25 protein-coding genes and 1 pseudogene are annotated in these 26,270 nt (G+C 53.6%); 13 read left to right on the top strand and 13 right to left on the bottom strand.

The window, feature by feature from the left end; genetic code table 11:
- Positions 1 to 63 precede the first annotated feature (63 nt).
- The 4 genes from CHH28_RS08080 to CHH28_RS08065 all read left to right on the top strand — a co-directional run bounded on the left by CHH28_RS08080 (position 64) and on the right by CHH28_RS08065 (position 4,185).
- Positions 64 to 807: a glutathione peroxidase gene (locus CHH28_RS08080; protein WP_094059826.1), complete on the top strand. Its 744-nt coding sequence runs from the start codon at positions 64 to 66 to the stop codon at positions 805 to 807.
- A gap of 106 nt (positions 808 to 913) precedes the next feature.
- On the top strand, positions 914 to 1,333 hold the full coding sequence (locus CHH28_RS08075; RefSeq protein WP_094059825.1) for a VOC family protein: 420 nt from the start codon (positions 914 to 916) through the stop codon (positions 1,331 to 1,333).
- Between the two features lie 93 nt (positions 1,334 to 1,426).
- Positions 1,427 to 2,887, top strand: a complete 1,461-nt coding sequence (locus tag CHH28_RS08070) for a dihydrolipoyl dehydrogenase (protein WP_094059824.1) — start codon at positions 1,427 to 1,429, stop codon at positions 2,885 to 2,887.
- A gap of 95 nt (positions 2,888 to 2,982) precedes the next feature.
- Positions 2,983 to 4,185, top strand: coding sequence for a YHYH protein (locus CHH28_RS08065; RefSeq protein ID WP_157729831.1), 1,203 nt, complete (start codon positions 2,983 to 2,985; stop codon positions 4,183 to 4,185).
- Between the two features lie 68 nt (positions 4,186 to 4,253).
- Here CHH28_RS08065 and CHH28_RS08060 read toward each other — a convergent pair whose 3' ends face one another.
- Genes CHH28_RS08060 through mpl form a run of 3 tightly spaced genes read right to left on the bottom strand, consistent with a single transcriptional unit; the run spans position 4,254 to position 6,594 of the window.
- The gene (locus CHH28_RS08060; protein WP_094059822.1) at positions 4,254 to 4,616 is read right to left on the bottom strand and encodes a hypothetical protein; all 363 of its coding nucleotides are present in this window, start codon (positions 4,614 to 4,616) and stop codon (positions 4,254 to 4,256) included.
- Complete coding sequence (locus tag CHH28_RS08055; RefSeq protein ID WP_094059821.1) at positions 4,613 to 5,233, bottom strand: flavin prenyltransferase UbiX; 621 nt, start codon at positions 5,231 to 5,233, stop codon at positions 4,613 to 4,615. Before CHH28_RS08055 ends, CHH28_RS08060 begins: the two co-directional genes overlap by 4 nt.
- The gene (gene mpl, locus CHH28_RS08050) at positions 5,230 to 6,594 is read right to left on the bottom strand and encodes a UDP-N-acetylmuramate:L-alanyl-gamma-D-glutamyl-meso-diaminopimelate ligase (protein ID WP_094059820.1); all 1,365 of its coding nucleotides are present in this window, start codon (positions 6,592 to 6,594) and stop codon (positions 5,230 to 5,232) included. The genes CHH28_RS08055 and mpl overlap by 4 nt, the downstream gene beginning before the upstream one ends.
- A 147-nt stretch (positions 6,595 to 6,741) precedes the next feature.
- Here mpl and CHH28_RS08045 point away from each other — a divergent pair, with 147 nt between their 5' ends.
- A complete protein-coding gene (locus tag CHH28_RS08045; RefSeq protein WP_094059819.1) occupies positions 6,742 to 7,710 on the top strand; it encodes a class 1 fructose-bisphosphatase in 969 nt (322 codons plus the stop codon).
- A 62-nt stretch (positions 7,711 to 7,772) separates the two neighbouring features.
- Here CHH28_RS08045 and CHH28_RS08040 read toward each other — a convergent pair whose 3' ends face one another.
- From CHH28_RS08040 to CHH28_RS08030, 3 genes are read right to left on the bottom strand one after another with little or no spacing between them, the layout of a single operon-like run.
- The gene (locus tag CHH28_RS08040; RefSeq protein ID WP_094059818.1) at positions 7,773 to 9,251 is read right to left on the bottom strand and encodes a sensor histidine kinase; all 1,479 of its coding nucleotides are present in this window, start codon (positions 9,249 to 9,251) and stop codon (positions 7,773 to 7,775) included.
- Between the two features lie 2 nt (positions 9,252 to 9,253).
- On the bottom strand, positions 9,254 to 10,141 hold the full coding sequence (locus CHH28_RS08035) for a hypothetical protein (protein ID WP_094059817.1): 888 nt from the start codon (positions 10,139 to 10,141) through the stop codon (positions 9,254 to 9,256).
- Between the two features lie 15 nt (positions 10,142 to 10,156).
- The gene (locus tag CHH28_RS08030; protein ID WP_094059816.1) at positions 10,157 to 12,424 is read right to left on the bottom strand and encodes a TonB-dependent receptor plug domain-containing protein; all 2,268 of its coding nucleotides are present in this window, start codon (positions 12,422 to 12,424) and stop codon (positions 10,157 to 10,159) included.
- A 171-nt stretch (positions 12,425 to 12,595) separates the two neighbouring features.
- On the opposite strand from CHH28_RS08030, the gene ppa reads away from it, so the two are divergent.
- Positions 12,596 to 13,123 (top strand): inorganic diphosphatase, encoded by a 528-nt coding sequence (gene ppa, locus CHH28_RS08025; protein ID WP_094062017.1) that lies wholly within the window; start codon positions 12,596 to 12,598, stop codon positions 13,121 to 13,123.
- Between the two features lie 71 nt (positions 13,124 to 13,194).
- On the opposite strand, the gene CHH28_RS08020 is transcribed toward ppa, so the two are convergent.
- Entirely contained in the window at positions 13,195 to 13,659 is a 465-nt protein-coding gene (locus CHH28_RS08020; RefSeq protein WP_094059815.1) for a PAS domain-containing protein, read from the bottom strand.
- A 209-nt stretch (positions 13,660 to 13,868) separates the two neighbouring features.
- Here CHH28_RS08020 and CHH28_RS08015 point away from each other — a divergent pair, with 209 nt between their 5' ends.
- The 4 genes from CHH28_RS08015 to CHH28_RS19855 all read left to right on the top strand — a co-directional run bounded on the left by CHH28_RS08015 (position 13,869) and on the right by CHH28_RS19855 (position 17,709).
- Positions 13,869 to 14,786, top strand: coding sequence for a MerR family transcriptional regulator (locus tag CHH28_RS08015; protein WP_094059814.1), 918 nt, complete (start codon positions 13,869 to 13,871; stop codon positions 14,784 to 14,786).
- Entirely contained in the window at positions 14,783 to 15,784 is a 1,002-nt protein-coding gene (locus tag CHH28_RS08010) for a class I SAM-dependent methyltransferase (RefSeq protein ID WP_094059813.1), read from the top strand. Before CHH28_RS08015 ends, CHH28_RS08010 begins: the two co-directional genes overlap by 4 nt.
- A gap of 4 nt (positions 15,785 to 15,788) precedes the next feature.
- The gene (locus tag CHH28_RS08005) at positions 15,789 to 17,486 is read left to right on the top strand and encodes a TonB-dependent receptor plug domain-containing protein (RefSeq protein ID WP_157729830.1); all 1,698 of its coding nucleotides are present in this window, start codon (positions 15,789 to 15,791) and stop codon (positions 17,484 to 17,486) included.
- A gap of 82 nt (positions 17,487 to 17,568) precedes the next feature.
- The gene (locus CHH28_RS19855) at positions 17,569 to 17,709 is read left to right on the top strand and encodes a hypothetical protein (RefSeq protein ID WP_157729829.1); all 141 of its coding nucleotides are present in this window, start codon (positions 17,569 to 17,571) and stop codon (positions 17,707 to 17,709) included.
- Positions 17,710 to 17,898: 189 nt separating this feature from the next.
- Here the strand turns inward: CHH28_RS19855 and speD are convergent, their stop codons facing one another.
- Both speD and CHH28_RS07995 read right to left on the bottom strand, forming a co-directional pair.
- On the bottom strand, positions 17,899 to 18,690 hold the full coding sequence (gene speD, locus CHH28_RS08000) for an adenosylmethionine decarboxylase (protein WP_094059811.1): 792 nt from the start codon (positions 18,688 to 18,690) through the stop codon (positions 17,899 to 17,901).
- A gap of 24 nt (positions 18,691 to 18,714) precedes the next feature.
- The gene (locus tag CHH28_RS07995) at positions 18,715 to 19,137 is read right to left on the bottom strand and encodes an OsmC family protein (protein ID WP_094059810.1); all 423 of its coding nucleotides are present in this window, start codon (positions 19,135 to 19,137) and stop codon (positions 18,715 to 18,717) included.
- Between the two features lie 208 nt (positions 19,138 to 19,345).
- Here CHH28_RS07995 and crp point away from each other — a divergent pair, with 208 nt between their 5' ends.
- The 3 genes from crp (at position 19,346) to CHH28_RS07980 (ending at position 22,627) form a co-directional block, all read left to right on the top strand.
- The gene (gene crp / locus CHH28_RS07990) at positions 19,346 to 20,011 is read left to right on the top strand and encodes a cAMP-activated global transcriptional regulator CRP (protein ID WP_094059809.1); all 666 of its coding nucleotides are present in this window, start codon (positions 19,346 to 19,348) and stop codon (positions 20,009 to 20,011) included.
- A gap of 41 nt (positions 20,012 to 20,052) precedes the next feature.
- Positions 20,053 to 21,603 (top strand): DUF3369 domain-containing protein, encoded by a 1,551-nt coding sequence (locus CHH28_RS07985; protein WP_094059808.1) that lies wholly within the window; start codon positions 20,053 to 20,055, stop codon positions 21,601 to 21,603.
- A 175-nt stretch (positions 21,604 to 21,778) separates the two neighbouring features.
- On the top strand, positions 21,779 to 22,627 hold the full coding sequence (locus CHH28_RS07980) for a hypothetical protein (protein WP_094059807.1): 849 nt from the start codon (positions 21,779 to 21,781) through the stop codon (positions 22,625 to 22,627).
- Between the two features lie 47 nt (positions 22,628 to 22,674).
- Here the strand turns inward: CHH28_RS07980 and trpC are convergent, their stop codons facing one another.
- The 4 genes and pseudogenes from trpC to CHH28_RS07960 form a co-directional block, all read right to left on the bottom strand.
- Positions 22,675 to 23,475, bottom strand: a complete 801-nt coding sequence (gene trpC, locus CHH28_RS07975) for an indole-3-glycerol phosphate synthase TrpC (protein WP_094059806.1) — start codon at positions 23,473 to 23,475, stop codon at positions 22,675 to 22,677.
- Positions 23,472 to 24,389, bottom strand: a pseudogene (trpD, locus tag CHH28_RS07970) (anthranilate phosphoribosyltransferase); the annotation flags it as partial. The pseudogene trpD and the gene trpC, both read right to left, overlap by 4 nt.
- A gap of 222 nt (positions 24,390 to 24,611) precedes the next feature.
- A complete protein-coding gene (locus CHH28_RS07965; protein WP_094059804.1) occupies positions 24,612 to 25,616 on the bottom strand; it encodes a transposase in 1,005 nt (334 codons plus the stop codon).
- A gap of 351 nt (positions 25,617 to 25,967) precedes the next feature.
- A complete protein-coding gene (locus CHH28_RS07960) occupies positions 25,968 to 26,270 on the bottom strand; it encodes a hypothetical protein (RefSeq protein WP_094059803.1) in 303 nt (100 codons plus the stop codon).

Raw genomic sequence — 26,270 nt, 5'->3', positions numbered from 1 at the left:
TAATCGAATCCAGCGACGCATACTGACTTCGAATTCAACGCAATCCTTCCAATGGAGTTATACATGTCCGAACTGATCAACAAAGAAGGTCAAACCGTTCCATCTGTTATTTGGCCAACGCGCGTCGGTGATGAATGGGTGCAAGTCAACAGTGATGACATCTTTAAAGGCCGTACCGTGGTGCTGTTTTCGTTGCCAGGTGCTTTTACCCCAACCTGTTCCAGCACGCACTTGCCGCGTTACAACGAGCTGGCGCCCGTATTTAAAGCCAATGGCGTCGATGAGATTGTGTGTGTCAGTGTGAACGACACCTTTGTGATGAACGCCTGGGCGGCGGACCAAGAAGCGCAAAACATCCGCATGATTGCCGACGGCAACGGCGAGTTTACTGATGGCATGGGCATGCTGGTGGATAAAGCCGACCTGTGCTTTGGCAAACGCAGCTGGCGCTACAGCATGCTGGTGAAAGATGGCGTGGTGGAAAAAATGTTCATCGAGCCACAAAAGCCGGGCGACCCGTTTGAAGTGTCGGATGCCGACACCATGCTGAACTTCATCAATGCCGAGGCAGAGTTGCCGAAGTCAGCGGCCGTGTTCACCAAGCCAGGCTGCCCATTCTGCGCCCGTGCCAAGCAAGATCTGAAAGCCGCTGGCATTCAGTTTGAAGAGATCGTACTGGGCCGCGATGCCAGCACCACCTCTTTGCGCGCCATTACCGGTCGCGAAACCGTGCCTCAGGTGTACATTGGCAGTGAATTAATCGGTGGCAGTGAAGAGTTGGCGGCGTACCTGGAAGACGCTAGCTGAGCGTAGCGTTAGCCTGCAAACAATTGATCAATCGTTTTGCCCGACCGCTTTGTAGCGGTCGGGCATTTTTGTATGGTAAGGACACAACGATGACAAGAGAGAGACGATGAAATATTTACACACCATGGTGCGTGTCACCGACTTAGATGCCTCACTGCATTTTTATTGCGATCTGCTTGGATTGCAGGAAGTTCGCCGCAAAGACGTACCGGCCGGAAAATTCACATTGGTATTTCTAGCCACCGAAGAAGGCGCGCCGGAGCTGGAGCTGACCCACAATTGGGACTCTGATGAGTCGTACAGCGGCGGTCGCAACTTTGGTCATTTGGCCTATCTGGTCGATGATATTTACGCCACCTGCCAAACTTTGATGGACGCCGGAGTGACCATCAATCGCCCGCCACGCGATGGCCACATGGCTTTTGTTCGCAGCCCAGACAACATCTCGATCGAACTGCTGCAAAAAGGTGATTCCCTGCCTGCACAAGAGCCTTGGGCTTCGATGGCCAACAGCGGCGAGTGGTAATGCTTCGTAGCTATTAGCTGAATAGAATCAATCAACTTTAGCTAACAAGGTGTCGTGCGCATACTGGTTGCATCAATTGAACGGAGGTAACTCATGTCCACCCTGCACAAAGATGTCGCCATCATTGGCACCGGCACCGCCGGCCTTGCCGCTTATCGCGCCGCCAAAGAACACACAGATTCTGTGGTGCTGATCGAGGCCGGCGTATACGGCACCACATGTGCCCGTGTTGGCTGCATGCCCAGCAAACTGTTAATTGCCGCCGCCGATGCCGCCCATGAAGTACGCCACAGTCACGCCTTTGGGGTGATGTCTGAGCCGCCGGCAATCGACGGCAAAGCGGTGATGCAACGGGTGAAATCGGAACGCGATCGCTTTGTTGGCTTTGTGTTGGAGTCCGTCGACAGCATTGACGAGCAGGATCGTTTGCGTGGTTATGCGCGTTTTATCGACCAGCACACGCTGGAAGTCCGTCACGATAACGACGACACCAGCCGCATTAGTGCCCAGCGCATCGTCATTGCCAGCGGCTCACGGCCCAGCTACCCAAGCTTTTTCAATGCCGCCAAAGACCGCTTGATCGTCAACGACGATGTGTTCGAATGGGACGACTTGCCCGCTTCAGTCGCGGTGTTTGGCCCTGGCGTCATCGGCTTAGAGCTGGGTCAGGCACTCAGTCGCTTGGGCGTTCAGGTCAGTGTCTTTGGTGTCGGTGGTGCGCTGGGGCCGTTCTCCGACCCAGAAGTTAAAGCCGCCGCCAGCGAAGCATTTGCCGATCAATTTCACTACATAAATACCGATGCTCAGGTGGACAGCATCGAGCGCAGCGAAGACGGCGTCGAGATTGTGTACGACGGTGATCAACGCATTACCGTGGACTACTTGATAGCCGCCACAGGGCGTCGCCCCAATGTCGACAAGCTCGGGCTGGAGCAGCTTGATCTGCCGCTGGATGAGCGCGAAGTGCCCATCGCCAATCCGTACACCATGCAAATTGGCAATAGCCCAATTTTCATTGCTGGCGATGCGTCGAACCAGATTCCCCTGCTGCATGAAGCCGCCGACCAAGGCAAGATCGCCGGCGACAACGCTGGGCGTTCATTGGCGGATTTAAACGATGTACGCTCAGGACTGCGTCGCAGCGCCATTGGCATGGTCTTTTCTGATCCGCAATTGGCCACAGTGGGGCTGCGTTACGCCGATGTTGTTAAGCGCTATGACCAAGCCTGCTTCGCCATCGGAGAGGTGTCGTTTAAAAACCAAGGCCGCTCGCGCGTGATGCTAAAAAATCAGGGCATGTTGCGGGTGTATGCCGAGCAAGGCACGGGACTGTTTTTAGGCGCGGAAATGGCCGGCCCCAGAGCCGAGCACATTGCCCACCTTTTGGCTTGGGCGCATCAGCAAAAGATGACCATTCCACAAATGCTGGATATGCCGTTTTATCATCCGGTGGTGGAAGAAGGCTTGCGCACCGCGTTGCGTGACGTCAATGCCAACCTGCATTTAGGAAAAGCCTTGATCGACCGCTGTGCCGAATGCGGCGTCGGCTCCTAACGCGAACGCAACAAAGGCCCAGTCTGCCCTTTTGGCGTCGCCGCCATGTGCATCCTCAGCTAGGATTACCACATCCAAACGCTGGGGAATGCATCATGAACTGGGCCAGAATCGTAGGTTATTGCTTTTTTATCACACTACTCGGTTGCGGCTCAGGTGGCGGTTCATCGGACTCCGACACCCCTGAGCAGCCCACCACGCCGACTGAACCCGAGCCAGAACCTGAACCTGAACCCGAGCCAGAACCTGAACCTGAACCTGAACCTGAACCTGAACCTGAACCTGAACCTGAACCTGAACCAGAGCCAGAGCCAGAGCCAGAGCCAGAGCCAGACGGCACGATCGATATTACCAATGCCACCTTCAACCAACGCTCCGGCGATTGTGCCGATTATGTCGGTGAGTTTCGCTCGGCGGTGACCGACGTAAACCGTAATGTCGCTTTTACTGGCCAAGTCACACTCACCAGCGCCGCCAGCGAGTGCCGGTTTGTGGTGAACGAAATTCCCAATCATGACTTTCATGATGGCGACGCTCAATTCGCCACGGCGGTCAGTGAGCAAAACGGCGACTACCAAGTGACTCGCAACCCCAGCCAAGCCAACGCTGCTACGGCGCTAAACTTGGGCGTCACCAACGCCATTTTTCTTAACGGCGCGACCGTCGACTTATTGGCTGCAGCCTGTTACGGCGTCGGCAACGAGGCACTAGGACGTGAGAAAATCGGCTGCGGCGGCGATCAAATCGACAACCCGTGGCGCTACGATCCGATGTCACCGTTAAATGGCTTTGGCACCGACAGCCACAACGCCCATTCACAGCCGGATGGCACCTACCATTACCATGGTGACCCGAGAGCCATGTACGTATTGGATTGCAACAGCGCCAGCTCGGCCTCAGGTGTGATTGGCTTTGCCGCCGATGGCTTCCCGGTGTTTGGCCCGTGCATTAACGACAATGGCAACATTCGTGCAGCGCGCTCCAGCTATGTGCTGAAAACGGGTCAGCGTCAGGACGTCAACGGCTATCAGACGCCCGTCGCAGGCGTCGGCAGCATTGCCAGTAGCAGCTACGACGGCCAGTTTCGCGGCGATTATCAGTACCAAGCAGGATCGGGAGATTTAGACGAGTGCAATGGCATGAGCGTCGATGGGCAATATGGCTATTACGTCACCAACGCATTTCCGTGGATTTTAAACTGCTACAAAGGTGCCGTGCACAGCAGTTTTTCTGCGCGCAACGCGCAGCCAAGAGCAACACGTCACCATCATTCCAGTGATGGCCACCAACATTATTAATGCCGGTGTGCACCCAGTCAGGCAGTGATACTTAATGCCAGACTGGGAGTTTGCTGAATAGGGAGTTTTTATTGTTGCGATTCGGCTTGCTGATCCGATACAGCTAAGCCATCGCGACAACGAATACCACGGTTTTTGCCATCGACTAAAATGCCTGCCGTGGCATTGCCATTGGTGGGGCGCAGCAACAAATAGCCATTGACGCAAAAACCTTCTTTGCCCGACTCCTTGGGCGAGACACGCGTCTCATATTCAGGCGCCAGCGACAATAATTGGAAGCGATCGATAATCGCCGCGTCGGCTTTTTCCGAATGTTGAATGAAACCGTAATATTCCAGCGCTAACACGGCCACGACGATACCGATAAAAAATCCAATACCGATCCACTTTCCAGCATCGGTCTCTTTGGCGGTCGCTTGTTCGTTGTTCATGAAGGATCCTCAGGTGAATGATCTTTGCCCCAAGCGGGCATCAGCTGATGAGAAATATTCAGCTGATTTAAAATACGGGCGACCACAAAATCGATTAAATCGTTGATGCTGTCTGGCTGGTGATAAAAGCCCGGGCTGGCTGGCAAAATCACCGCCCCCATGCGCGTTAAATTGAGCATGTTTTGTAAATGAATTTCAGAATACGGCGTCTCGCGTGGCACCAAAATCAGCTGGCGGCGCTCTTTCAACGCCACATCCGCCGCGCGCTCGATCAGGTTATTACTCGCTCCGGTGGCAATGGCCGACAAAGTACCAGTGCTGCATGGGCACACAACGACCGGGCCAGGCTGCCCAGAGCCAGAGGCCCAAGGCGCCATCCAGTCTTCGCGCGCGAACACCCGCAGCTGCTGTTCCGTGGCTTGCAGTTGCTGGCGAAATACCTGCGCTTGTGCTTGTGGCTTGCCCGGCAGTGACAGCGGCGTTTCCGTAGCAAACACCAGCTGCGCGGCTTTTGACACAATTACATCGACGTCTACACCAGCGTGAATCAACGCCTGCATCAAACGCAGCGCGTACAAAGACCCAGAAGCGCCGGTGATGGCGACACACACTCTCATTGGCTGACCTCACGCTGCTGCAGTGCCGCGACCAAGCGGCGAGGAAGGTTATCAAAACTGCCGTTGGACATGCACACCACTTGATCCCCCGGTTGCAGTTGCTCCGTTAAGGCCGCCAGCAACTGCTCACTGTCATCATGACAATAGTGATGCTCCGCTGTGGCCAGCGACTGCAGCGACCAGTCCAGTCCGGGGGACTGCAACCAATGTACTTGATGCGCTGTTGCGACCGACTCGGCTAACGCCTGCTGGTGCACGCCCATTTTCATGGTGTTTGAGCGTGGCTCCAGCACCGCGATCAAGCGCTGCTCTTGCTTCAAGCCGGCCGCCACGCCTTGCAACGTACTCACAATGGCGCTCGGGTGGTGCGCAAAGTCATCAAACACCTGAATACCGCCCGCGGTGCCAACGGCCTCTAACCGCCGCTTAACCGACTGAAAGCGACTCAGCGCTTGCGCTGCGGTTTCTGGCGCAACACCGACGTGACGCGCCGCCAACACCGCCGCCAGCGCATTGCTAACATTGTGCAGGCCTTTTAACGACCAGCGAACGCGCGCCATGGGCTGCTGTTGAAAGCAAATCGAGAAGTCGCTGCCATCGGCCTGATGCAACTGCCAGTGCCAGTCACTGCCTTCACCAAAGTGCTGTTGCTCGGACCATACACCTTGCTGCAACACACGCTGCAGTGCGGTGTCATCAGCTGGGGCAATCACTTGGCCAGTGGCGGGAATGGTGCGAATCAGGTGATGAAACTGGCGCTCGATGGCGGCCAGATCCGGGAAGATATCAGCATGATCGTATTCAAGGTTATTGGCCACCAGGGTGCGCGGTGTGTAATGCACAAACTTAGAGCGCTTATCAAAGAATGCGGTGTCGTATTCATCGGCTTCGATAACAAAAAACGGACTGTCGCCCAAACGCGCAGAACAACCGAAATTCTGCGGTACGCCACCAATCAAAAAGCCCGGCGCCATGCCTGCGCAGTCGAGAATCCAAGCGAGCATAGAGCTGGTGGTGGTTTTGCCATGGGTGCCTGCAACCGCCAGCACCCAGCGCTCTGGTAATACGTGATCGTGCAGCCATTGCGGCCCAGAGGTGTAAGAAATGCCGCGCTCCAGCACATACTCCACCATGGCGTTGCCGCGAGACAGCGCGTTGCCAATGATGACCTGGTCCACATCGTCTGCGATATGCTCGGGCAACCAACCGTCGTACAGCTCGATACCAGCCGCCTGCAGCTGATCACTCATGGGCGGATAAACCCCGGCATCACTGCCACTGACCCGGTGGCCGAGGGCTTTTGCCAACTGTGCCAAGGAGCCCATAAAGGTGCCGCAGATGCCTAAAATATGAACATGCATGGGTGCTGCCACCGCCTGTATCTGTCACTTGTAGCGCATAGTGTACTGGCAGTGCTATTGGCGCCCAAGTTCCTCTGTTCACAGCACTGAAATTTGTCATCGCTTCAGGTAGACTGCGCGCACTTTTCGACCAACCCAGGAATCAACATGCAACGTTTACGTACGTTTCTTGAACAGCACAGTGATAACCCAGCTCTGATCAATGTCATTGACGGCCTGATGGTGGCCTGCAAAGACATCGCGCATCGCATTCAACTGGGTGCTGCAGCAGGCGTGTTGGGCAGTGCCGAGCAAGAAAACGTACAAGGCGAGTGCCAAAAGAAACTGGACGTCATCTCCAACGATATCCTCAAAGACGTGCTGGCCGCACAACCAGCGGTTAAAGGCATGGCCAGTGAAGAAGAAGAGCTGCCCGTTGCAGCCAACTCAGCGGGCAGCCTGTTGGTGCTGTTCGATCCACTGGACGGTTCTTCCAACATTGATATCAACGTGACCGTGGGCACCATTTTCTCCATCTTGCCAGCTCGCGAGGGCGCAGATGCCGCAAGCGAAAGTGCTTACTTGCAGCCGGGTAATGCCCAGCTGGCGGCCGGTTATGTGCTCTATGGGCCGTCGACGATTTTGGTGCTGACGCTGGGCAACGGTGTCTATTCCTTTACTTTGGATCCACGCATTGGCGAGTTCGTGCTGCAGCGCGAGCAGATTCGTATTGCCGCCGATACCAAAGAATTTGCCATCAACATGTCCAACCAGCGTTTTTGGCTACAGCCAATGCAAACCTACGTCGGCGATTTGCTGCAAGGCGAAGAAGGGCCACTGGGCAAGCGCTACAACATGCGTTGGATTGCGTCTATGGTGGCTGAGATTCACCGCATCATGACGCGTGGCGGTATCTTCATGTACCCCTACGACAACCGCGAGCCGAATAAGCCGGGCAAGCTGCGCTTAATGTATGAAGGCAACCCAATGAGCTTTTTGGTTCAGCAAGCGGGCGGCAAAGCGTCCACTGCGTTTAACGACATTATGGACATCCAGCCGCAAGGCATTCATGAGCGAGTGTCTGTGGTCATGGGGTCTGCCAACGAAGTGGAAACGGTCGAACGCTACCACCAATAACTGGCAGCGCTCTGGCATAAAAAATCAGAGCGCTAGCTGATGTAGCTATGAAGTTAATGTGGCTACGAGGTGCTGTCATCATCCAGCACCTCCACCGGCAGCTCCACCAACACTCGGGTACCCTGACGTTCGTTATCTTCGATACGCAGATGGCCACCGACAATCTGACAGATATGATTGCAAATGGTCAGGCCCAATCCCACCCCATCATAACGACGACTGAACGACGAGTTGGCTTGAGCAAAGGCTTCTAACACCTTCTCTTTGTGTTCATCGTCGATGCCGATACCGGTATCGGTGACCTCGACCAATAAATGCTTGGCCGTCTCTTGCTCGACTAACGCCAGCCTGACCACCACCATGCCCTGCTCTGTGAACTTAATGGCGTTGTCGACTAAATGCCGAACGGTTTGCCGCAGCAGCGATGGGTCGAGGCGCAGATTAATACCATCTAGGCTGTGCTCGTATTCCACCACCAGCGATAATCCATTGCTCAACGCGCGCTGGCGAAAGGACACTAGTAAATTTTCCAGCAATGGTGCCACCTGGTGCATCTCTGGCCTGACGGTCAACCGGCTTTTTTCTATGTCCACCACCACCAGCACGTCTTCCAACAATTGCGTCAGGTGAGTTAATGATTGCTCGGCCATGCCTTTAAATTCGGCAAATTCCTCCGCGCTGTTGTCTGGGCTCATCAATTGCAGCATGCCCACTGCGCCGTTTAACGGCGTGCGCAGTTCGTGGCTCATCATCGCCAAAAATTCACTTTTTGCCCGACTGGCCGCTTGCGTCTTTTGTTGTTCCGTCATCAATTGGCGCGTGTAGGTTTGCTGATCTTTTCTGGCTTGCTCAAGGGACTGCGCTAGCTGATTGGCCGACTCTTGCAGCTGACCAATTTCAGCGCCCTGATCCACCGTCATGCGCCCAGACACATTGCCAAGGGCCAACCGACCGATAAAACGCGACAGATTTTCCAGCGGTGGAATGATTCCCATGGCCGCTATTTGCGCCAGCAAAGCCGCCAGCATGACCACCACAGCGCCAGATAACAGCGTTTGCGACAGCGTCTGCAGCTGTTGTTGGCGAATGTAGTGGTGTGATATGCCCAGCGTTACTACCGCAATGGTTTCGATTTCCGACTGCGGTTGATCAAAGTCAGAAAAATCGGACAAAGCTTCTACCACCCGCGTAACCGGATACGCTTGCAAGTCGACGTCTTGTGGGTCCAAAGACGGGTATTCAAGGCTTTGCTGCTCCAACAGCAAACTGCCGTTGGGCGCATTCACACGCAACAACACAAACGCCGGCTGCGCCAACACTTGCTCAACTAACGGGTCCAGTAGACTGTAGTTACCAGAAATAAGTGGATACTCGGCCGCCGCCATTAAGTTGGCCATCAGAATTTCTGCCGTGCGGGCGTTGTCTTCACTGACGTCATTCCACTGCTGCCACAAATGCAGTGCAGTTAAAATGATCACTGTGATCAACGCCGGTATCGCCCCGACCAGGGTGATACGCCGTCGAATCGACCACTGGCGCATATTCACTGCGGCGCTTCCTGCAGCGTTGGAATAATGTCTGCCGCCTCCGGCAATACCATGTTAAGCGACCTGGCCACTTGATCGTTGTAGCGCACATCGAAATATGGGTTGTAGTCGGCTGCCGGCCACTGCCCGGACAACCCTGCGTCGATGACTTCCACCGTGCGCTGCGCGACGTGATTCAAATCACTGTGCAAAGTGGCCAATGCGCCAGCTTTGATATAAGCATTCGAAGGGCCGATTAAAGGCACGTTTTGCCGATAGGCTGTGATGAGAATGTTTTTAATATTGGCAGCGGAATACAGCTCAGTATCGTAAACGCCGACCAAAGCCTCACTGTCTTTTAACAGCGCCACTAAGGCGTGATTTAAGCTGTCAAAATTATCCAGCTGCTGAATCGAAACACTGCCAATACCGGCGAGCTCACCGTCCTCGGGCAACGCCATGGAGGTCAAATCTGTCCATTGCTGTTGGTTATTCAACAGTACGCCTAGGCGTTTTTCTGGACCAACTAACGCGCGTGCCAAACGTAATTGTTTTAATAAAGATGGCTCAATAAATACGGCCGATTTGACTTGCTGAGCGTGTGCCAGATATTGCTCTCGACTCACAAACACCGCCACCAGCGGCGAGTCGATGGCGCCGGCAACAGCCGCCAAAGATTGTGCACCCACAGCCACCACTAGATCGGCCTTGCTTAACTCACTGACCTGGGTGGTCATCGATACAGTGTGCTGGCTTTGCTGCTGCAACTGCTTCGCAAATGCTTGAATGGAAGGGTGAGGACGATGCCCAAACACCATGACGTCGGCCGCCCAACTGGCGGGGGCCCAACATACCAAGGTGAGAACAGCGATGGTGATCCATCGCTGTACTTGCATTGCGTCCATGCGACTGCCGTCTCTTTAGAAATCCAGCCCGAGCTGGAGGTGGTACAAATGTTTGGTATTGTATCGCTGCTCAATATAAATCAACGGCGAGTTGTCTATGATACGGTGATAAAAAGCGCCGACATAGGGGCGATAACGCCCAATTTGCCAATACTTGTTCACATTGGCCTCCATACGCCGATAGCGGCGATTCTGTTTGAACTCATCGCCGTAAGCATCGTGCCAAAAATGAGACAGCGCTAGACGCCAACTGTCACCCTTATGAATCCAGCTGGCGACGACACTGTCCCTGGCGCTGGAGCGCAGCTCCACTTTTTGCAGGCTTTGCAGATCTTTCTCGCTGAGGCCCGCAGCACTGCCACCCGGCGTAACATTGGCGTCGACATAGGCCGCTGACAACCACAACATATCCCGTGGAGAGAAACGCCAAATCGCTTGCAGGTCTGCACCTTGCACGCGCATTTTGGTATCCGAGCGCACACTGATGGTTTGCAGATTAATGGGGTCAGATATCAACTCTGTCTGAAAGTTGCGAAACAGTTTGACGTCTAATTCCAGCCCGATGGAAGCGAAATTGCCGTAATAACCTAGTTCCCAACTGGTGATTTTTTCATGATCCAAGTCGCGAGAGTCTGGCGTTTGGTTCATGAAAAAGGTGGCTTTATCGAGACCCAAGTAGTTTTCCGATAAGTTGCTGGCTTCCAGCGCATATTCCGGTTCTTGCTCCAGCAAGTCAGGTGAACGCACCGCCTGTGATGCCACAAAGCGCACACTGTGTTGCGGCGACAAGAGCCAGTTCACTGCCGCCCGCGGTGAGAATACGCTGTCGTTGGCTTCCTCACTTTCGTAGGTACCGCCCAGGTTCATCAACCAAGCGTCGAAAAAACGCCACTCTAGATTACCGAAGGCACGGTAAGTGTCATTTTTCACATACCCATTAAAGTAGGTATCCGAGTCAGCTTGGTCGCGGCGAAAGTTAATGCCGCCCACCGTACGCACGGTATCGGACCAGACAAAAGTATCCTGCCATTCCAAATCGTAGCGCTGCTCGACCATATTCCAGTCGATATCACCACAACTGACTTCACTCAGATTGGCAAAACTTTCCGGCTCAGCCGGGTTCACCGCCCGCGCCAAGACCCCAATGGCCTCAGCCACCTCAGCGTCACTCACAGTGACACCAGTCAGACTGCTGATTTGCTCGGCATCGGCGCCGCCCAGCAGCAGCCCGAGCAGCTGCTCGTTGCCAGACAATATGGTATTCACCCAGTCGGGATTGGTTTGGTACAAGCCGAATAATCCCGGATCAAAGGTAATGGTCGGTACACAAACAGGAGAGCCCACAAGGCGTTCATTGCGGTGCCAATAGGCTTGTAAATGAGACGTGTGATCCATCGAATGCTCGAGTTGTAATTTCCCCCACAGGTACTGCTGGTCGGTATCTTGATCTAGTGGTTCCGACCATTCCTCATCGCCGTTACGGCGAATGTCGGTATGACCTCGCTTCAGCGACGCTTGAGCATTTAACTGCATCCAAGGGGCGAGCTGGCGATGGTAATAACCGTTGACGAAGCCATGTCGTTTGGAATCACGCAGTTGGTCGCCGCCATTGCGCAGCGCACTGCCGTCATAGCCGTCGTCGCCTTGAAAATTGGCACTGATGCGATAACTGCTCAATCCAGAAACGCCCGCGGTGCTGGCAAAAGCGTCACGCACGGTTTGATTGCCAACACGGTAGCGCAAGCGCGTTCCGGTGCTATCTGCAGGGTGGCGAGTAATGATGTTAATCACCCCCAAGAACGCATTGGCGCCGTAAATTGCAGAGTTAGGTCCACGCGTGACTTCAACACGTTGGATGTCCTCCATCGCTACCGCCAAGTCATCCCACACCACGGCCGCAATGCCAGGGCGGATCACCGAGCGGCCATCGACCAACACTTGCATTCGCCGGGTTAAATTCGGGTTACCGGCGTGATAAGTGACAGAAGCATTGTTTTCATTGTCACCGTGGCCAAGAAACATACCGGGAACGAAGCGCATCAACTCTGGGATGGTGCGCACGCCCCAGGCTTCGATTTGTTCGGCCTCGATGACCGTCACACTGGCCGGTACATCAGCACGAGCTTGACGTAAGCGAGAGGCGGTGAGCACCACCGGCAGTTCAGATTCCAATTGAAATGGGCTGTCCAGTGCCATTTCATCTGCCAAAAATTCGTCTTCCAAAGACAGGGACACAGCATCAGCGGCCAACGCCGCCAGCACCATACAAGGCCAAGTTCTCATGTTAAAAAGTCATCAGTTACTTTACGCCTCGTCAGTCTAGGAACAAATCCGGGGTTGGTAAACCAAGCAGACTGCGAACCAGAGTAGCGACTGATGGTGCGCCTGACAGAGGACAATGCTTGCGGCTATAATCCGCCCACCTTAAATTACTCAACGTGGTGGATCACCCAAATGAGCTACAACTCAATTCCTGCTGGCAAAGACTTGCCGAACGACGTCTATGTTGTGATTGAAATTCCAGCCAATCACGCGCCGATCAAGTACGAAATCGATAAGGATATGGATTGCCTGCTGGTGGACCGCTTTATGGCAACACCGATGTTCTACCCAGCCAACTATGGTTACATCCCACACACCCTGGCGGACGACGGTGACCCATTGGATGTGTTGGTGGTCACGCCTTACCCAGTGCAGCCAGGTTCTGTGATTCGTGCACGCGCTGTCGGCGTTTTGAACATGGAAGATGAGGCCGGTGAAGACGCCAAGCTGGTGGCCGTGCCACACGAGAAGCTGACGCAACTGTACAACGACGTGCAAGATGTCGACGATCTGCCGCAGCTCCTGCGTGACCAGATTGGCCACTTCTTTGAAAACTACAAAGACTTGGAAAAAGGCAAATGGGTGAAGGTTAAAGGCTGGGACAACGCCGAAGCTGCCCGTAAGATGATTACCGAGTCTGCTGCAGCGTACGAGGGCTAAGCCCTCGCTATTGCAGCCATAAAAAAGGAGCCTTGCGCTCCTTTTTTCGTTTTCAGCCAGCCAGCTTTAGATTATTCAGCCAGCCGCGCTTTGAGCTCCGCCAGCTCTTGCTCTGCTTTGACGGCACGTTGCTCAGCTTCGATTTGTGCCGTGACGTCTTTTTGCACACCAATGTAATAGGTCAGCTGGTCATCATCGTTGTAAACCGGCGAAATACTCAACTCATTCCAGAACAGGCTGCCGTCTTTGCGATAATTGCGCAGCACAACCCGGCTGGAGCGACCTTCCTGAATCGCGTCTCGGATAGCGACCAAGCCGTCTTGTGCACGGTCACCGGCCTGCATAAAACGACAATCCTGATACAAGATCTCATCGGCGCTGTAGCCACTCAACCGCTCAAACGCGCGGTTCACATAAATGAGAATATTATCCTCACCTTCTTGCTCGGCAATAACGATGCCGTCGTTGGACGCATCCACCGCTTTCTTCAGCAGCTCAAGGCTAATAGGACCACCATTATTGAGGTCGGTGACCATGTGTTGTCTCCAATGTCAGTGACCGGCTAACCATACTATAGGCAGCGCCTTTAAAGAAAGAGAGTCGCGCTAAACCGGCTTCGAACGGTCGCTGTCAGCGCTGAACCATTCAGACCCACAGCATGCAACCGGGTTCCCACACTGCTTTTACATTGTGTATAACTGCTTATAGAATGTTGTACCGTTATGTTGTGCAGTAAGAGCCCGCGATGACCAGCCCACACGATGAACCACAGGCCGCGTATTACCCCATCAGGGTGGTATCCAATGAAACCGGGGTGAATGCCATTACCCTGCGTGCCTGGGAACGTCGCTACGGCCTGATTACCCCCAAACGTACCGCCAAAGGCCATCGGCTTTACACCGAAGACGACATTCGCCTGATCAAACAAGTGGTCACTCTGCTCAATCGCGGCATCCCGATTTCCCAAGCCAGAGCCATGCTCGACCACGACCAAGACGCCTCGGACATCGGCATCGGCTTGCAAACCCAGCCGTCTCAATGGCATCAGTACCGCGAGCAATTGTCAGAAGCTGTACAAGCTTTCGACGATCAGCAATTGGGCAAAACCTTCGACGAAGTCAGTCAGTTTTTCCCCATTGATATTGCTCTGCGCTTTCTGCTGATTCCTATCTACGCGCAGCTGCGCGACAGCGTTACCCAGCCGCTGGGTCATGCGCGCTTGCGCTTTTACAGTGGCTTCTTGCACGCACGGCTAGCCTGGCGCTTGTCTGAGCAAAGCCAGCGCCAGCCGCAGGCCAGCATCTTAGTCGCCAGCGTCGGCCAAGACGACAACATCGAACTGCTGCTAACGGCCATTTTGCTCAAGCAAATGGGTCTGCGCTGCATCTGGATGAATGGCTTGTTGAGCGCCAACAACATTGTTGAATGCCTGACCAGCATGAACTGGCAGGCCGCTTTGCTGCAGCTGCCAAGCACCGCCGATCAACAACAGTTAGGCTTTGTGAAAGACATTGCCGTTGAGTCCGGTCGGCCAGTATTCGTAAGCGGAGCACCCGCCACACTGCATGACACGCTACGCCAATTGGGCGTTATCGCCTTACAGGACGACGTACAGCAAGCTGCACTCAATATCCGCGATCTGCTCACTGGCGCACCCGCATGAGTGCAGAGCAACAATTATTGCTGCGTCACAACGACTGGCAGCACGCCAATACGCTCGTCATCTGTGGCCATCAATCCATCGACGCCGACTTTGCGGCACAGTTACAGCAACAAAGCATTGCCGTCTGGAGCTGGGATCTCAGCACACAACAAGCCTTTGCCAAAGCGGGCGTGAACGCACTGCACACGGTGCCGGATTTTTCGCAGCTCACCGCCACCACCGTCATCCTATTGTGGCCTAAGTCTAAGGCTTTGGCTTTGGCCTTGCTTGAAGGTCTGGCGACGTGTCAGCACATTGAGCAGGTGTTGGCCGTGGCAGCCAACGATGCCGGCGGTAAAAGCATCGGATCGGCCGCCAGCAAAGCAGGCCACCAAGCGCACAAGATCGACAGTGCTCGGCGCTGCAGCCTTTGGCAGCTGGAGCTGACACAAAGCTCTTCCTTTAACTGGCTAAAAGCCGCTGGCTCATTTCAGGCGGAGCAAAGCAGTTTTGTCGCCTTGCCTGGTGTATTCAGCTACGACCGCTTAGATGCAGGCACGGCTCTGTTGCTGGAGCATCTGCCGGCGCCCGCCGATGGGCAGCTGTTGGACCTGGGGTGCGGAGCCGGTGTGATCGGCCTGACCTTTAAACAACGCAGCCCAGCGTTGTCGGTGACGCTCAGTGATGTCGATGCCTTGGCGCTGCGCAGCGCCGAACTCAACAGCCTGCGCCTGCAACAGCCGGTTCGCTGTGTTGCCAGTGATGGCCTGGACCAGCTCAATGAGCGCTTCGACTACATCATCTGCAATCCGCCATTTCATCAGGGCAAACACACCGACTACTACTTTGCTGAGCGATTGTTTCGCGATGCCGCCACACGCCTGACCGCAGATGGCCAGTTGTGGATTGTTGCCAATCGGCATTTACCCTATGAAGACTGGGCGCAGCAGCACTTTCGTCAGGTCGAGATCATGGTGCAAGCCAATGGCTTCAAACTGCTGCTGGCTTCGCAGCAATAACCTCATGCGTTGGCTGTTGCTGCTGCTATTCAGCGCACAGCCGGCCGTTGCCGACACCTACACTGCGGACGACTTTGCCGCACATTTGCCAGAAACCCTGCTCGATATGCTGCAGCTACTGCCTGGGGTGAGCATCAGCGGCGACGCTGATCAACGGCGCATCCAAGTATCGGGCACGCCCTCCGGCCAGACACGCCTCCTGATAGATGGCGTTGCCTTGCCAGATCGTGACGGTTCAGGCCAGAGCCTGGCCGCCAGCATCCCAGCGGCAGCGGTCGCCAGCATTGAGTTGGATGCCGACAACCCAGACCCACTGGGGCTCGGCAGCGCCATTATTCGAGTGCAATTGCACAATGCCAGCAGTACGTCTCCTGGGGGTGAACTGCGAGTCAGACTGACCGGTTCACAAGACGGAGCCGCGGCACTGCGCTGGAACTCGCGCCAGCAGCAGTGGCAACTGATGCACAGTGGCTCGCGCTTTGACGACCAGCAAAGCCTGTTTAGTGGCCAGCAACAGTGGCAGTGGTCCAACCATGACATCGACGCACAGTGGCTGTGGATTGCAGCTGAACAAAACAACCCAGATGCCAGCCCAGTCGATACCGACAGCGCCCGCCTGCAGCTGAATTCACGCCATAGCTGGCCCAGCATTGGTGCACGCAATCGCCTAACCATCAGCCAGTTTGAGCAGGATTTTTCCCCCTTGCAGCAACATACCCAGCAATGGCAGTGGCTGGCGACACTGGAAGGCCTGCAAGGGGAGCATCGCTGGCAGATTCAGACCGAGCTGCAACACGAGCAACGGCGTCAGTCACGCGGCTCGCGGTATCGTTTGGACGAAGACAGCTTCGGTTTAACCTTGCGCGACCGCTGGCAATTAAATCCGGATCTGCACATGACCCTTGGCTATCGTATGCAGAGCTATCAGCAACGCCTGCGGCGCTCGGGTCCGATGGCTTTAAAAGAACGCAATACCGACACCCATTGGTTGCCCTTTGTGCATCTGCACTACCAATACGACGATCGCAACCAACTGCATTGGCAACTGAGCCAACACAGTCAGCTGCCGAGCAGCGAGCAACGCTTATCCGTCGATGGAGCACTGGTGGGCAATCCACAACTGCAGGCGGAAATCCTCAATCGTATGCAACTGAGCTGGAGGCATGAGTCGCTCGACAATGACATTTGGCAGCTGCGTTGGATTCGCCAGACCTGGCACAACAGCCTGGTGGCGCAAGCGTTGACAGATAACTCAGTGCAACTGATCAACAGTGACGAAGTGCAGCAGCTGCATGGCTATGAAGTGCAGTGGCAGGGTGACCAATACTTGTTTCAGCAGCCATGGCGGACTACGGCCAGCATCGGCTTGTACCGCTGGCGCGGGCGTGAAAGCCGCACACAACCTCGTACCATCAGTGCAGAGTTCGCACAAGCCAGATTTGCGCTGGTGCACATTGTCTCGGCACAGCTGCGCTGGGCAATGGACTGGCAATGGCAAAGCCGTAGCCAAGATTACAGCTCATTACTGCCCGACACCCCAGCACCTGCTGGCTATCGCTCGGCGTTAAACCTTAGCTGGCTGCCATTGAACCAATGGCATCTCAATGCTCGCTTGGGCTATCACCGCCCGGGATTGATGACGCAAACCTACAATCGGGTCGGTCAGTGGGACTGGCACGCTGGGGTTCGATATCGCTGGTGATTGCTGCCCGACTTTCACGCACTTGCCCGTGTGCAACGTTCTCAGCTGCTAAGCTGGCGTTGAAGTCATGCGAGGATTTCTTATGTTTACAGCAGACCCACAGTGGATGCTGGTCATCATCGCAGCCTGTATTGCGATCCTGACCCTAATGGAACGCCGAACCTCCACACTGCAACTCAGCAAAGTCGAAGCTAAGCGCGAGCGGCAAGATAAGCGTCGTTAAAACAAAACGGGTATGACCAATGGTGCTGGCCATACCCGTTATTGTCTTGCTCTCTCACCAGTATCAATGCTTTGCCACAAGTACTAATCAATGACATAGCGAAACGATCCATGCTTGCTTTAAGCCCGCCAGCGGGTTTCGAGGCTCGGTTGCTCCCGGCGCCCCGAAATCACGACAGGCATGAAAGCGCTAAGGCATGTTGCGCGAGTAGAAGATTTCCAACATTTCCTTGCGCAACTTAGCTTCCACTTCGGTGCGCTGTTCAGCACTCAAGCTTTTAACACCCTCGCCAAACAAGTAGTTGTCCAATTCAAACTCCTTCAGCAGCATTTTCGTGTGAAAGGTATTTTCTTGGTACACGTTCACGTCGATCATTTGATACGCATTACGCGTATCTTCGGTCAGGTAATTTTGAATCGAGTTAATGTCATGATCGATGTAGTGCTTCATGCCATCAACATCGCGAGTGAAGCCGCGCACTCGGTAATCCATCACGACGATGTCGGATTCAAAGCTATGAATCAGGTAATTCAATGCCCGCAGCGGTGAAATCAGGCCGCAGGTAGAGACATCGATATCAGCGCGAAAGGTGCTGATGCCCGCATATGGATGGCTTTCCGGATAGGTGTGCACCGTGACATGGCTTTTGTCCAAATGCCCCACCACTGAGTCTTTTAACGGGCCCGGCTTTTCTTCAGTGAACTCTTCATTAGGCGGCATTTCATGCTCAGCGATCAGCATAGTCACGCTCGCACCTTCTGGTTCGTAATCCTGACGAGCAATATTAAGGATGTTGGCACCGATAATATCGACCACATTGGTCAGGATTTTGGTCAGCCGCTCCGCATTGTAGAGCTCATCAATGTACGCGATGTATTCCTGACGTTCTTTTTCCGTTTGTGTGTAACAAATATCGTAGATATTGAAACTCAGCGATTTCGTCAGGTTGTTAAAGCCGTGCAAGCGCAGCTGATCATTCACGTGCGAGTCCTCCTTCGAGCGAGGTTATTGTTCATCAATTACTTCAAAACTGTGGCGAATATTGACGCCCCCCTGCTCCAGCATGATGGAAGCAGAACAGTACTTCTCTGCCGACAACGCGACAGCACGTTCAACGGCCGCAGGCTTTAACGCCTTGCCAGTGACAACAAAGTGGATATGAATATCGGTGAATACGCTGGGCACAGTGTCGGCGCGTGAGGCTTCGATCTGCGCCTGGCAATCTGTGACCTGCTGACGTTGTTTGGTCAGAATGCTCATGACATCAAAACTGGTGCAGCCGCCAAGGCCTAGTAACAGCATCTCCATGGGTCTGACGCCCATGTTGCGACCGCCGTGATCTTCAGGGCCATCCATCACCACACTGTGGCCACTGCCCGACTCGCCCAAAAACATGGCGTTATCAACCCACTTGATTGTCGCTTTCATTGATCACCATCCCAATTTTGAAAGCTGCGGAGGGTACCACAGGCATGCACCTGTGGAGTAGCATTACGCAGCTTTGTCAGGGCCATCACAACCTGCTCTGTCGGCAACTTTGCCAGCGACTGCTATAGTCCTAATAAAAATTGCCCCACTGTTGTTCTTTCATCATTGCAGTGTTGGGTATGACCACCATTAACGTTTGGACCTGTCTATGAGTCTTCCATTGCTGCCCGATAAACATGAGCCACTGCAGGACTTCCTGGCGCAATGTCACAAGCGCCGCTACCCCGCCAGAAGCACCTTGATCTACGCTGGCGAAGAAAGCGATACCCTGTATTACCTGTTGAAAGGCTCGGTGACTGTCATCATCGAAGACGAAGACGGCCGTGAAATGATCATGGCTTACCTGAATGAGGGCGACTTTTTCGGCGAAATGGGGCTGTTTGACGAAGTGCAACAAGCCCGTACCGCCTGGGTCAAAGCCAAGACAGAATGCGAAGTGGCTGAAATCAGCTACGCCAAGTTCCGCGAACTGGTCGAAGAGGACAGCCAGCTGATGTTCCGCCTGTTCCGACAGATGGCCAACCGCCTAAGCCGCACAACGCGCAAGGTCGGTGATTTGGCCTTTCTTGATGTCACCGGCCGGGTAGCCAGAACCCTACTGGACTTAAGCCGTGAACCAGATGCCATGACACACCCAGACGGCATGCAGATCAAAATCACTCGCCAAGAGATTGGCCGCATCGTGGGCTGCTCACGTGAAATGGTCGGCCGAGTCCTGAAAGACTTGGAAGAGCAAGGTCTGGTGTCGGTCAAAGGCAAAACCATGGTGGTTTTTGGCACTCGCCCTACCATGTCAGCCACCAAACCTCGTTAAAACAGCTAAACTCCAGAGTAACCCTACCGACGGAGCTGTGAATGAATGACGAACTGTTGTTTGCCGACGACGATGGCGTCGGCAAAGTGTCACAGAACCGCGAAACAGGAAGTCCGTGGCGAGTATTAGTGGCCGATGACGAGCCAGACGTGCATCGCATTACCCGCATGGTGCTCAACGGCTTTCGCTTTGACGGGCGCAAGGTCGAGCTGATCAGCGCCTACAGCGGCGAAGAGGCTTGTGAGGTGATGGCGAAAAACGACGACATCGCCATGGCGTTGCTCGACGTCGTTATGGAAGAAGACCACGCTGGGCTGAATGTCGCTCGCTACATTCGCGAAGAACTGAACAACCGTTACACACGCATCGTGCTGCGCACCGGCCAACCAGGCCAAGCGCCTGAGCAAGAAGTGATTCGCACGTTTGACATCAACGACTACAAAGACAAGACAGAACTCACCACCACCAAGCTCAACACGTTGATGTTTGCCACGCTGCGCAGCTATCGGGATATTTGCATCCTGGATGAGCATCGCCGTGGCTTAGAAAAAGTCATACAGGCATCGGCGCAGGTATTCAGCTCAGGCGAGTTGAGCAAGTTTGCCTCGGCGGTACTAGAGCAGGTGACTAACTTACTGGGCTTGGAGCAAAGCGCTTTGTATTGCTCCAGCTCAACACCCAGCGGCGCGTTAATCGACGACTCACGGCGCTTTCGTGTGCTGGCCGCCACCGGTGATATGCAGCAACTATCGGAGGTGGACTCATTCGACAACATTCCAGAACTGATCCGCCAAGGCTTTGAGCAAGCCATGACGGAGAAACGTAGCCTCTATTTTGAGGACTACTACATCGGCTACTTCTCATCCGACCGCGGCAGTGAAAGCTTGCTGTACGTCGCATGCCAAGGGCGTCCTTCCCATCTCGACAAACAGCTGTTGGAAATCTACGCCACCAATGTTGCCATCACCTATGAAAACCTACTGATGCGCGATGAAATTCTCGAGACACAGCGTGAACTGGTGTACATGCTGGGCGAAGCCGTTGAGAAACGATCCAAAGAAACCGGCGCCCATGTGAAGCGGGTGGCAAAAATTTCCGAGTTGTTGGCCCTGCGTTATGGCTTATCCCCGGATGAAGCCAGCCTGATCAAGCTGGCCTCGCCGCTGCACGATGTTGGAAAGATCGGTATTCCAGACAGCATTTTGCACAAACCTGGCAAGCACGATGCGGATGAATGGACGGTGATGCAAACCCACGCCCAAATCGGCGCCGATATTCTGGGCAAATCTGACCGTCGCATTTTGAAGCTAGGAGCCATCATTGCCGGGCAACACCATGAGCGCTGGGATGGCAGCGGCTACCCCAACGGGCTGAGCGGCGACGATATTCATATCGCTGGGCGAATTACGGCCCTGGCAGATGTGTTCGATGCACTTGGCAGCGATCGCTGTTATAAAAATGCTTGGCCGCTGGAGGATATTCTAGATCTGATTCAGCAAGAAGCTGGTAAACATTTTGACCCAGCACTTGTGCAAATTCTGATCGATAACATCGACGATATCACCCGCATCCGCCAAACCTACCCAGATTAATAATCACAAACCACCCACTTGGTCGCTGGCCCACCAGCGACACCCTAGCCAAAGTGCGACACGCATCGCACTGTTCATTATTTCTACACGTCCTTCTTTATTTTCATTACGTTGTCATTACAATGCAGCGCTCCATCAAAGATGGCCTCATTATTTATTTCAGGGACAGTACCCAATGACCAAACATCTTTTATCTCTCGCTGTTGTTGCTTCACTCACTGCCTGTGGCGGCGGCGGTAGCTCGTCATCCTCGAACGACGACACGACCGATCCAGTTGATCCTACTCCGCAGCCAGAAACCAACTACTGCGAAGCTGTTGATAACACCATTACTCTGGCAGAGGGCGCAAGCTGTCAGCTGTCGCCGGAGCAGCTTGATAATCATTCTATCTCAGTCGGTACCGATGAGGTGAGTTGCTCAAATGGTCGCATCAGCGTAGGCGGTAACAGCTTTAATGGATCATTCGACTTCAATGGCTTGCTGATTCAATGTGAAGCGCAAGAAGAGACTGTCGATCGCTCGGCATACCGTGTCACTAACTCAACCGAGTTTGCAAAAGTAGACGAACTGTCAGATGGTTTTGTTAACTTCGATAGCCTAACGGTTGAAGGTAACTCTGAAGCTATCACTGAAGAAAACGTTACCTATGCCCAAGTACATGGCAACCTTGAACAAGGCCGGTTCAGCATCAGTCTGGCTCCGAAAGACATCAACTTCATTCCAGCTGGTAGCGACTCAGTGATTGGTGTAGTTTTCACTACGCAGGATGTGAGCAGTGAAACACTGATAAACGACGGCTTCACAACTGACTTATTCATCAGCAGCATCGATGAAATTACTGGCGATATTAATTTCAGTTGTACCTATGGTGGCACACTGGCAAATCTCAATTGCGCAGGTCAGACCATCGACTTGAGCGATCGATTTGCCTCAGTTCCAGCTAAGACTGTTTTGCACTTCGTTGGTTGCGACGAAAGTCGGATATGTAAAACTGCGATTTCTATTCCAGTTCAGTTTAACTAAGACAAAAAACAGCGGCTTTTAGCCGCTGTTTTTTTATCTGTAAAATATCAATCAAACAACTCCGCCAAGGCTTCGCCAGGCTCTGGTGCCCGCATAAAGGCTTCGCCCACCAAGAAGGCATGCACTTCGTGCTCACGCATGCTTTGCACGTCCTGCTTTGAAAGAATGCCGCTTTCAGTCACCAATAAACGATCCGCTGGAATGCGTGGTAGCAAATCAAAGGTGGTCTGCAAACTCACCTCGAAGGTGTGCAGGTTGCGATTGTTGATGCCAATCAGCGGTGTCGACAGCTTCAACGCGGAAGTAAGCTCTTCGCCATCGTGCACTTCCACCAGTACGTCCATCCCCAGCTCATGAGACAGACCCGCCAGATCCTGCAACTGCATGTCGGATAAGGCGGATACGATCAACAGCACACAGTCGGCATTTAACAGGCGCGCCTCATAAATCTGATAAGCGTCAATCAGAAAGTCTTTGCGAATCACCGGCAGAGAGCAAGCGCTACGCGCTGCCAGTAAATAGTCCTCATGGCCTTGAAAATAGTCCCGATCTGTCAGAACCGACAAACAGGCAGCACCGCCTTGCTCATACGACTCGGCTATGGCCTCGGGCTCAAAGTACTCACGCAATACACCTTTGGACGGCGATGCCTTTTTGATTTCGGCAATAACTGCCGCCTGCCCTTGATCTACTTTATTGAACATTGCCTGATAAAAGCCACGCAGCTCGCTAGCATCACGGTCGAGCGCCTGAGCCTTAATCTCCGCCAAGGCTTGTTTTGCACTGCGTTGCTGAATTTCAACCAATTTGGTATCGAGAATACGCTTGAGTACTGTTGGCGTGTTCATGATTGAGTTCCTTCCAGGTCGGCATCGATGTAGTTTGAAAAACTACTGAGTTCACGCAGCTTTTCCAACGCTAAGCCGGAATAGATAGCGTCTTCGGCCATATCGACTCCCTGCTTTAAACTACTGGCCAAGTCGGCGACGTAAATAGCGGCTCCAGCATTCAGCGCCAACATGTCCGCTGCTTTTTGTCCGGCTTGTGTATCACGCTTACCCAGCGCATCTCGAATGAGCGCCAGGCTTTGCTCAGCACTGTCTACTTCCAACCCGGCCAATACTTGAGACTGCACGCCTAATTGCTCTGGCGTGATGACATAGTCTGTTATTTGGCCATTATTCAGTTCACACACATGAGTTGGCGCCGCCAAACTGATTTCGTCCAAGCCATCTTCGGAGTGGACTACCATAATGTGAGCCGCACCTAAGCGCTGCAACACCTCTGCCACCGGTCGCAGTAGCGCTTTACTAAACACACCAATCAGCTGCTTTTTAACACCGGCAGGATTGGTCATCGGGCCTAAAATATTAAAAATGGTACGCATGCCCAGCGCTTTGCGCGGGCCAATGGCGTGTTTCATAGCGCTGTGATGCATTGGCGCAAACATAAAACCAACACCCAAATCATCAATGCAGCGTGCCACCTGTGCTGCCGTCAGCTCTAAATTAACGCCAGCGGCTTCGAGTAAATCCGCACTGCCCGACTTCGAAGACACGCCGCGGTTCCCATGCTTAGCAACAACACCACCAGCTGCTGCCACCACCAAGGCCGAAGCGGTCGATACATTAAATAAATTAGCGCCATCACCACCGGTACCGACAATATCGACGGCGTGCTCAGCCGTTACCGGAACACCGGATGCCAATTCGCGCATAACCGTTACCGCACCGACGATTTCATCGATGCTTTCACTTTTCATAGGTCAACTAGGACATCCACCCCAGGGGTCAACATCACATAGGTCTAACCTGAACAGGCCCGAGCTTAAGACGGTCTCTTCCTGACAACAGCGAGCATGAGAATTTTCCGAACAGAACTGCTTTGAACAAGCAATTTTGATGGGTTTTAAGCGAGGGTCGGTAATTGAGACGTTGGCTAATCTCAGATTTCTCTGACTATGCTGAATGGTTGCAAGATGTTATCACGCGGATCGGTCGAGTAACGAATGGCAGCGACTAAGCCCTGGCGGGCGCTGATAATTCAGTGTTTCACAGGCTTGGCGTAATTTTTCTTCACCTCCGGCAAAGGTTTTAAAGCAGTCTTCGAAATGTTGGGTCATTTCTAACCATTGCTGCTCATCAATGCCTAAGCGATCGAGAATGGTCGCCGTATTTTTGGCAATGGCGCCGCGTTTATCGTGGCGAATAATGCGGCCAGTCCAGTCGACCAGTTCGAGGTAATCCGTCAGCTTCATTTGAATGCCTGGTGGAATGTTTTGCCGAGGATTGCCAACAAACGGCAATAAGCCTTTGGTTTGTTGGTTGGGGTGGTTTGGCTGCTTGCTGATTTTGGCTTTTTCGACTCGCCGCTTCACCGAGGTGTGCGCTGATGTTTCTGGTGTGGCGGCCATGTTTGCCCGCACCGGGTTAAGATCGACATAGGCCATGCACGCTGCCAGTGCAGCTTCGTCCAGCAGCGCCTGAGATTTAAAACGCCCTTCCCAGAAGCGACCAGAGCACTGATCTTCCTGATTGGCTTCTCGCGCAATGGCCTCATTCAGCACCCGCATAAACCAACTGATGCTAGACAAGCGTGAGCGCCACTCTTCTACGTAAATCTGCAGTCGCTTCTGCTCAGCCACGCCCAGTTCGTCACCATCCATGAAACGCTGAGACAGCATATTGCCGCTAAATAGCGTGTGCCAGCGCTCAATGACTTCCGTGTCACTCCAGTGATTGGCGCGCTCAGCATCAATAAATAGAACAGCGTGATAGTGGTTGCTCATAATGGCGTAAGCAGCGACTTCCACTGCAAACACCTGGGGCAGAGACAATAGCTTATCTTCCAGCCAACCACGGCGATGCTCGTAGCATTGGCCAGTCATATGATCCGTACCACACAGAAAAGCACGCCGCACACAGCGTGATACACAGTGATAATACGGCGTGGCGTCGAGGGAGACCTGATTTTTTCTGGGCTTGGTCATAGCGGCACTCCGGCTCTGCAGTAACTAATATCAGCCTAGCCGCTGCGGAGCAGGCTGCCACCAACGTGACAGCTTAGGGTGGGTGTCCTTGTTGTTTTTAGCCGGTCATATGATCCGTACCACACAGAAAAGCACGCCGCACACGGCGTGATACGCAATGATAATACGGCGTGGCGTCGAGGGAGACCTGATGTTTTCTGGGCTTGGTCATAGCGGCACTCCGGCTCTGCGGTAACTAATATCAGCCTAGCCGCTGCGGAGTGGGCTGCCACCTACGTGACAGCTTAGGGTGGGTGTCCCTGTTGTATACTTGTTGTATCGCACTTTAAAATTAATACGAAGAAGCAACCCTCACTCAGATTTATTTATAAACTCTGCCGCACCTCGTTGTTCCAGAAAATCTATTATTTGTCTGGCAACTTTTTGACTGGCCACCAAATGATCCTTTTCGTTTAAAGTAAATCTAATTAGCTCCAAATCACCTTCCATGCTCGTCAAGTAGCTTCGTATGTCTTTCTCTTCAACCGCTACTATTGTAGCCTCTCCTTGCTGCACAACATTTTGCAAGGAATCAAGAGAGCCTGTTCCTAAAATAAGACTTTCACACTCCCGTAAAATAGCACGGATCATATCGGGGTAAATAAGAGCAGTCAT

The organism is Bacterioplanes sanyensis, assembly GCF_002237535.1.
GTDB classification, from domain to species: domain Bacteria; phylum Pseudomonadota; class Gammaproteobacteria; order Pseudomonadales; family Oceanobacteraceae; genus Bacterioplanes; species Bacterioplanes sanyensis_A.
Note: the sequence above shows the minus strand (reverse complement) of the source record. Positions and strands in the feature narration are given on the sequence as shown.

Bases quoted from the DNA above. Each gene is read 5' to 3' on its own strand.
- CHH28_RS08075 (WP_094059825.1), top strand. From the start codon at position 914: ATGAAATATTTACACACCATGGTGCGTGTCACCGACTTAGATGCCTCA.
- CHH28_RS08005 (WP_157729830.1), top strand. From the start codon at position 15,789: ATGCGTTGGCTGTTGCTGCTGCTATTCAGCGCACAGCCGGCCGTTGCC.
- CHH28_RS07965 (WP_094059804.1), bottom strand. From the start codon at position 25,616: ATGACCAAGCCCAGAAAAAATCAGGTCTCCCTCGACGCCACGCCGTAT.
- CHH28_RS07985 (WP_094059808.1), top strand. From the start codon at position 20,053: ATGAATGACGAACTGTTGTTTGCCGACGACGATGGCGTCGGCAAAGTG.
- CHH28_RS08080 (WP_094059826.1), top strand. From the start codon at position 64: ATGTCCGAACTGATCAACAAAGAAGGTCAAACCGTTCCATCTGTTATT.
- CHH28_RS08065 (WP_157729831.1), top strand. From the start codon at position 2,983: ATGAACTGGGCCAGAATCGTAGGTTATTGCTTTTTTATCACACTACTC.
- ppa (WP_094062017.1), top strand. From the start codon at position 12,596: ATGAGCTACAACTCAATTCCTGCTGGCAAAGACTTGCCGAACGACGTC.
- crp (WP_094059809.1), top strand. From the start codon at position 19,346: ATGAGTCTTCCATTGCTGCCCGATAAACATGAGCCACTGCAGGACTTC.
- CHH28_RS07980 (WP_094059807.1), top strand. From the start codon at position 21,779: ATGACCAAACATCTTTTATCTCTCGCTGTTGTTGCTTCACTCACTGCC.
- CHH28_RS08045 (WP_094059819.1), top strand. From the start codon at position 6,742: ATGCAACGTTTACGTACGTTTCTTGAACAGCACAGTGATAACCCAGCT.
- CHH28_RS08030 (WP_094059816.1), bottom strand. From the start codon at position 12,424: ATGAGAACTTGGCCTTGTATGGTGCTGGCGGCGTTGGCCGCTGATGCT.
- CHH28_RS19855 (WP_157729829.1), top strand. From the start codon at position 17,569: ATGTTTACAGCAGACCCACAGTGGATGCTGGTCATCATCGCAGCCTGT.
- CHH28_RS08035 (WP_094059817.1), bottom strand. From the start codon at position 10,141: ATGGACGCAATGCAAGTACAGCGATGGATCACCATCGCTGTTCTCACC.
- CHH28_RS07960 (WP_094059803.1), bottom strand. From the start codon at position 26,270: ATGACTGCTCTTATTTACCCCGATATGATCCGTGCTATTTTACGGGAG.
- CHH28_RS08060 (WP_094059822.1), bottom strand. From the start codon at position 4,616: ATGAACAACGAACAAGCGACCGCCAAAGAGACCGATGCTGGAAAGTGG.
- mpl (WP_094059820.1), bottom strand. From the start codon at position 6,594: ATGCATGTTCATATTTTAGGCATCTGCGGCACCTTTATGGGCTCCTTG.
- CHH28_RS08015 (WP_094059814.1), top strand. From the start codon at position 13,869: ATGACCAGCCCACACGATGAACCACAGGCCGCGTATTACCCCATCAGG.
- CHH28_RS08070 (WP_094059824.1), top strand. From the start codon at position 1,427: ATGTCCACCCTGCACAAAGATGTCGCCATCATTGGCACCGGCACCGCC.
- CHH28_RS08040 (WP_094059818.1), bottom strand. From the start codon at position 9,251: ATGCGCCAGTGGTCGATTCGACGGCGTATCACCCTGGTCGGGGCGATA.
- CHH28_RS07995 (WP_094059810.1), bottom strand. From the start codon at position 19,137: ATGAAAGCGACAATCAAGTGGGTTGATAACGCCATGTTTTTGGGCGAG.
- CHH28_RS08020 (WP_094059815.1), bottom strand. From the start codon at position 13,659: ATGGTCACCGACCTCAATAATGGTGGTCCTATTAGCCTTGAGCTGCTG.
- trpC (WP_094059806.1), bottom strand. From the start codon at position 23,475: ATGAACACGCCAACAGTACTCAAGCGTATTCTCGATACCAAATTGGTT.
- CHH28_RS08010 (WP_094059813.1), top strand. From the start codon at position 14,783: ATGAGTGCAGAGCAACAATTATTGCTGCGTCACAACGACTGGCAGCAC.
- CHH28_RS08055 (WP_094059821.1), bottom strand. From the start codon at position 5,233: ATGAGAGTGTGTGTCGCCATCACCGGCGCTTCTGGGTCTTTGTACGCG.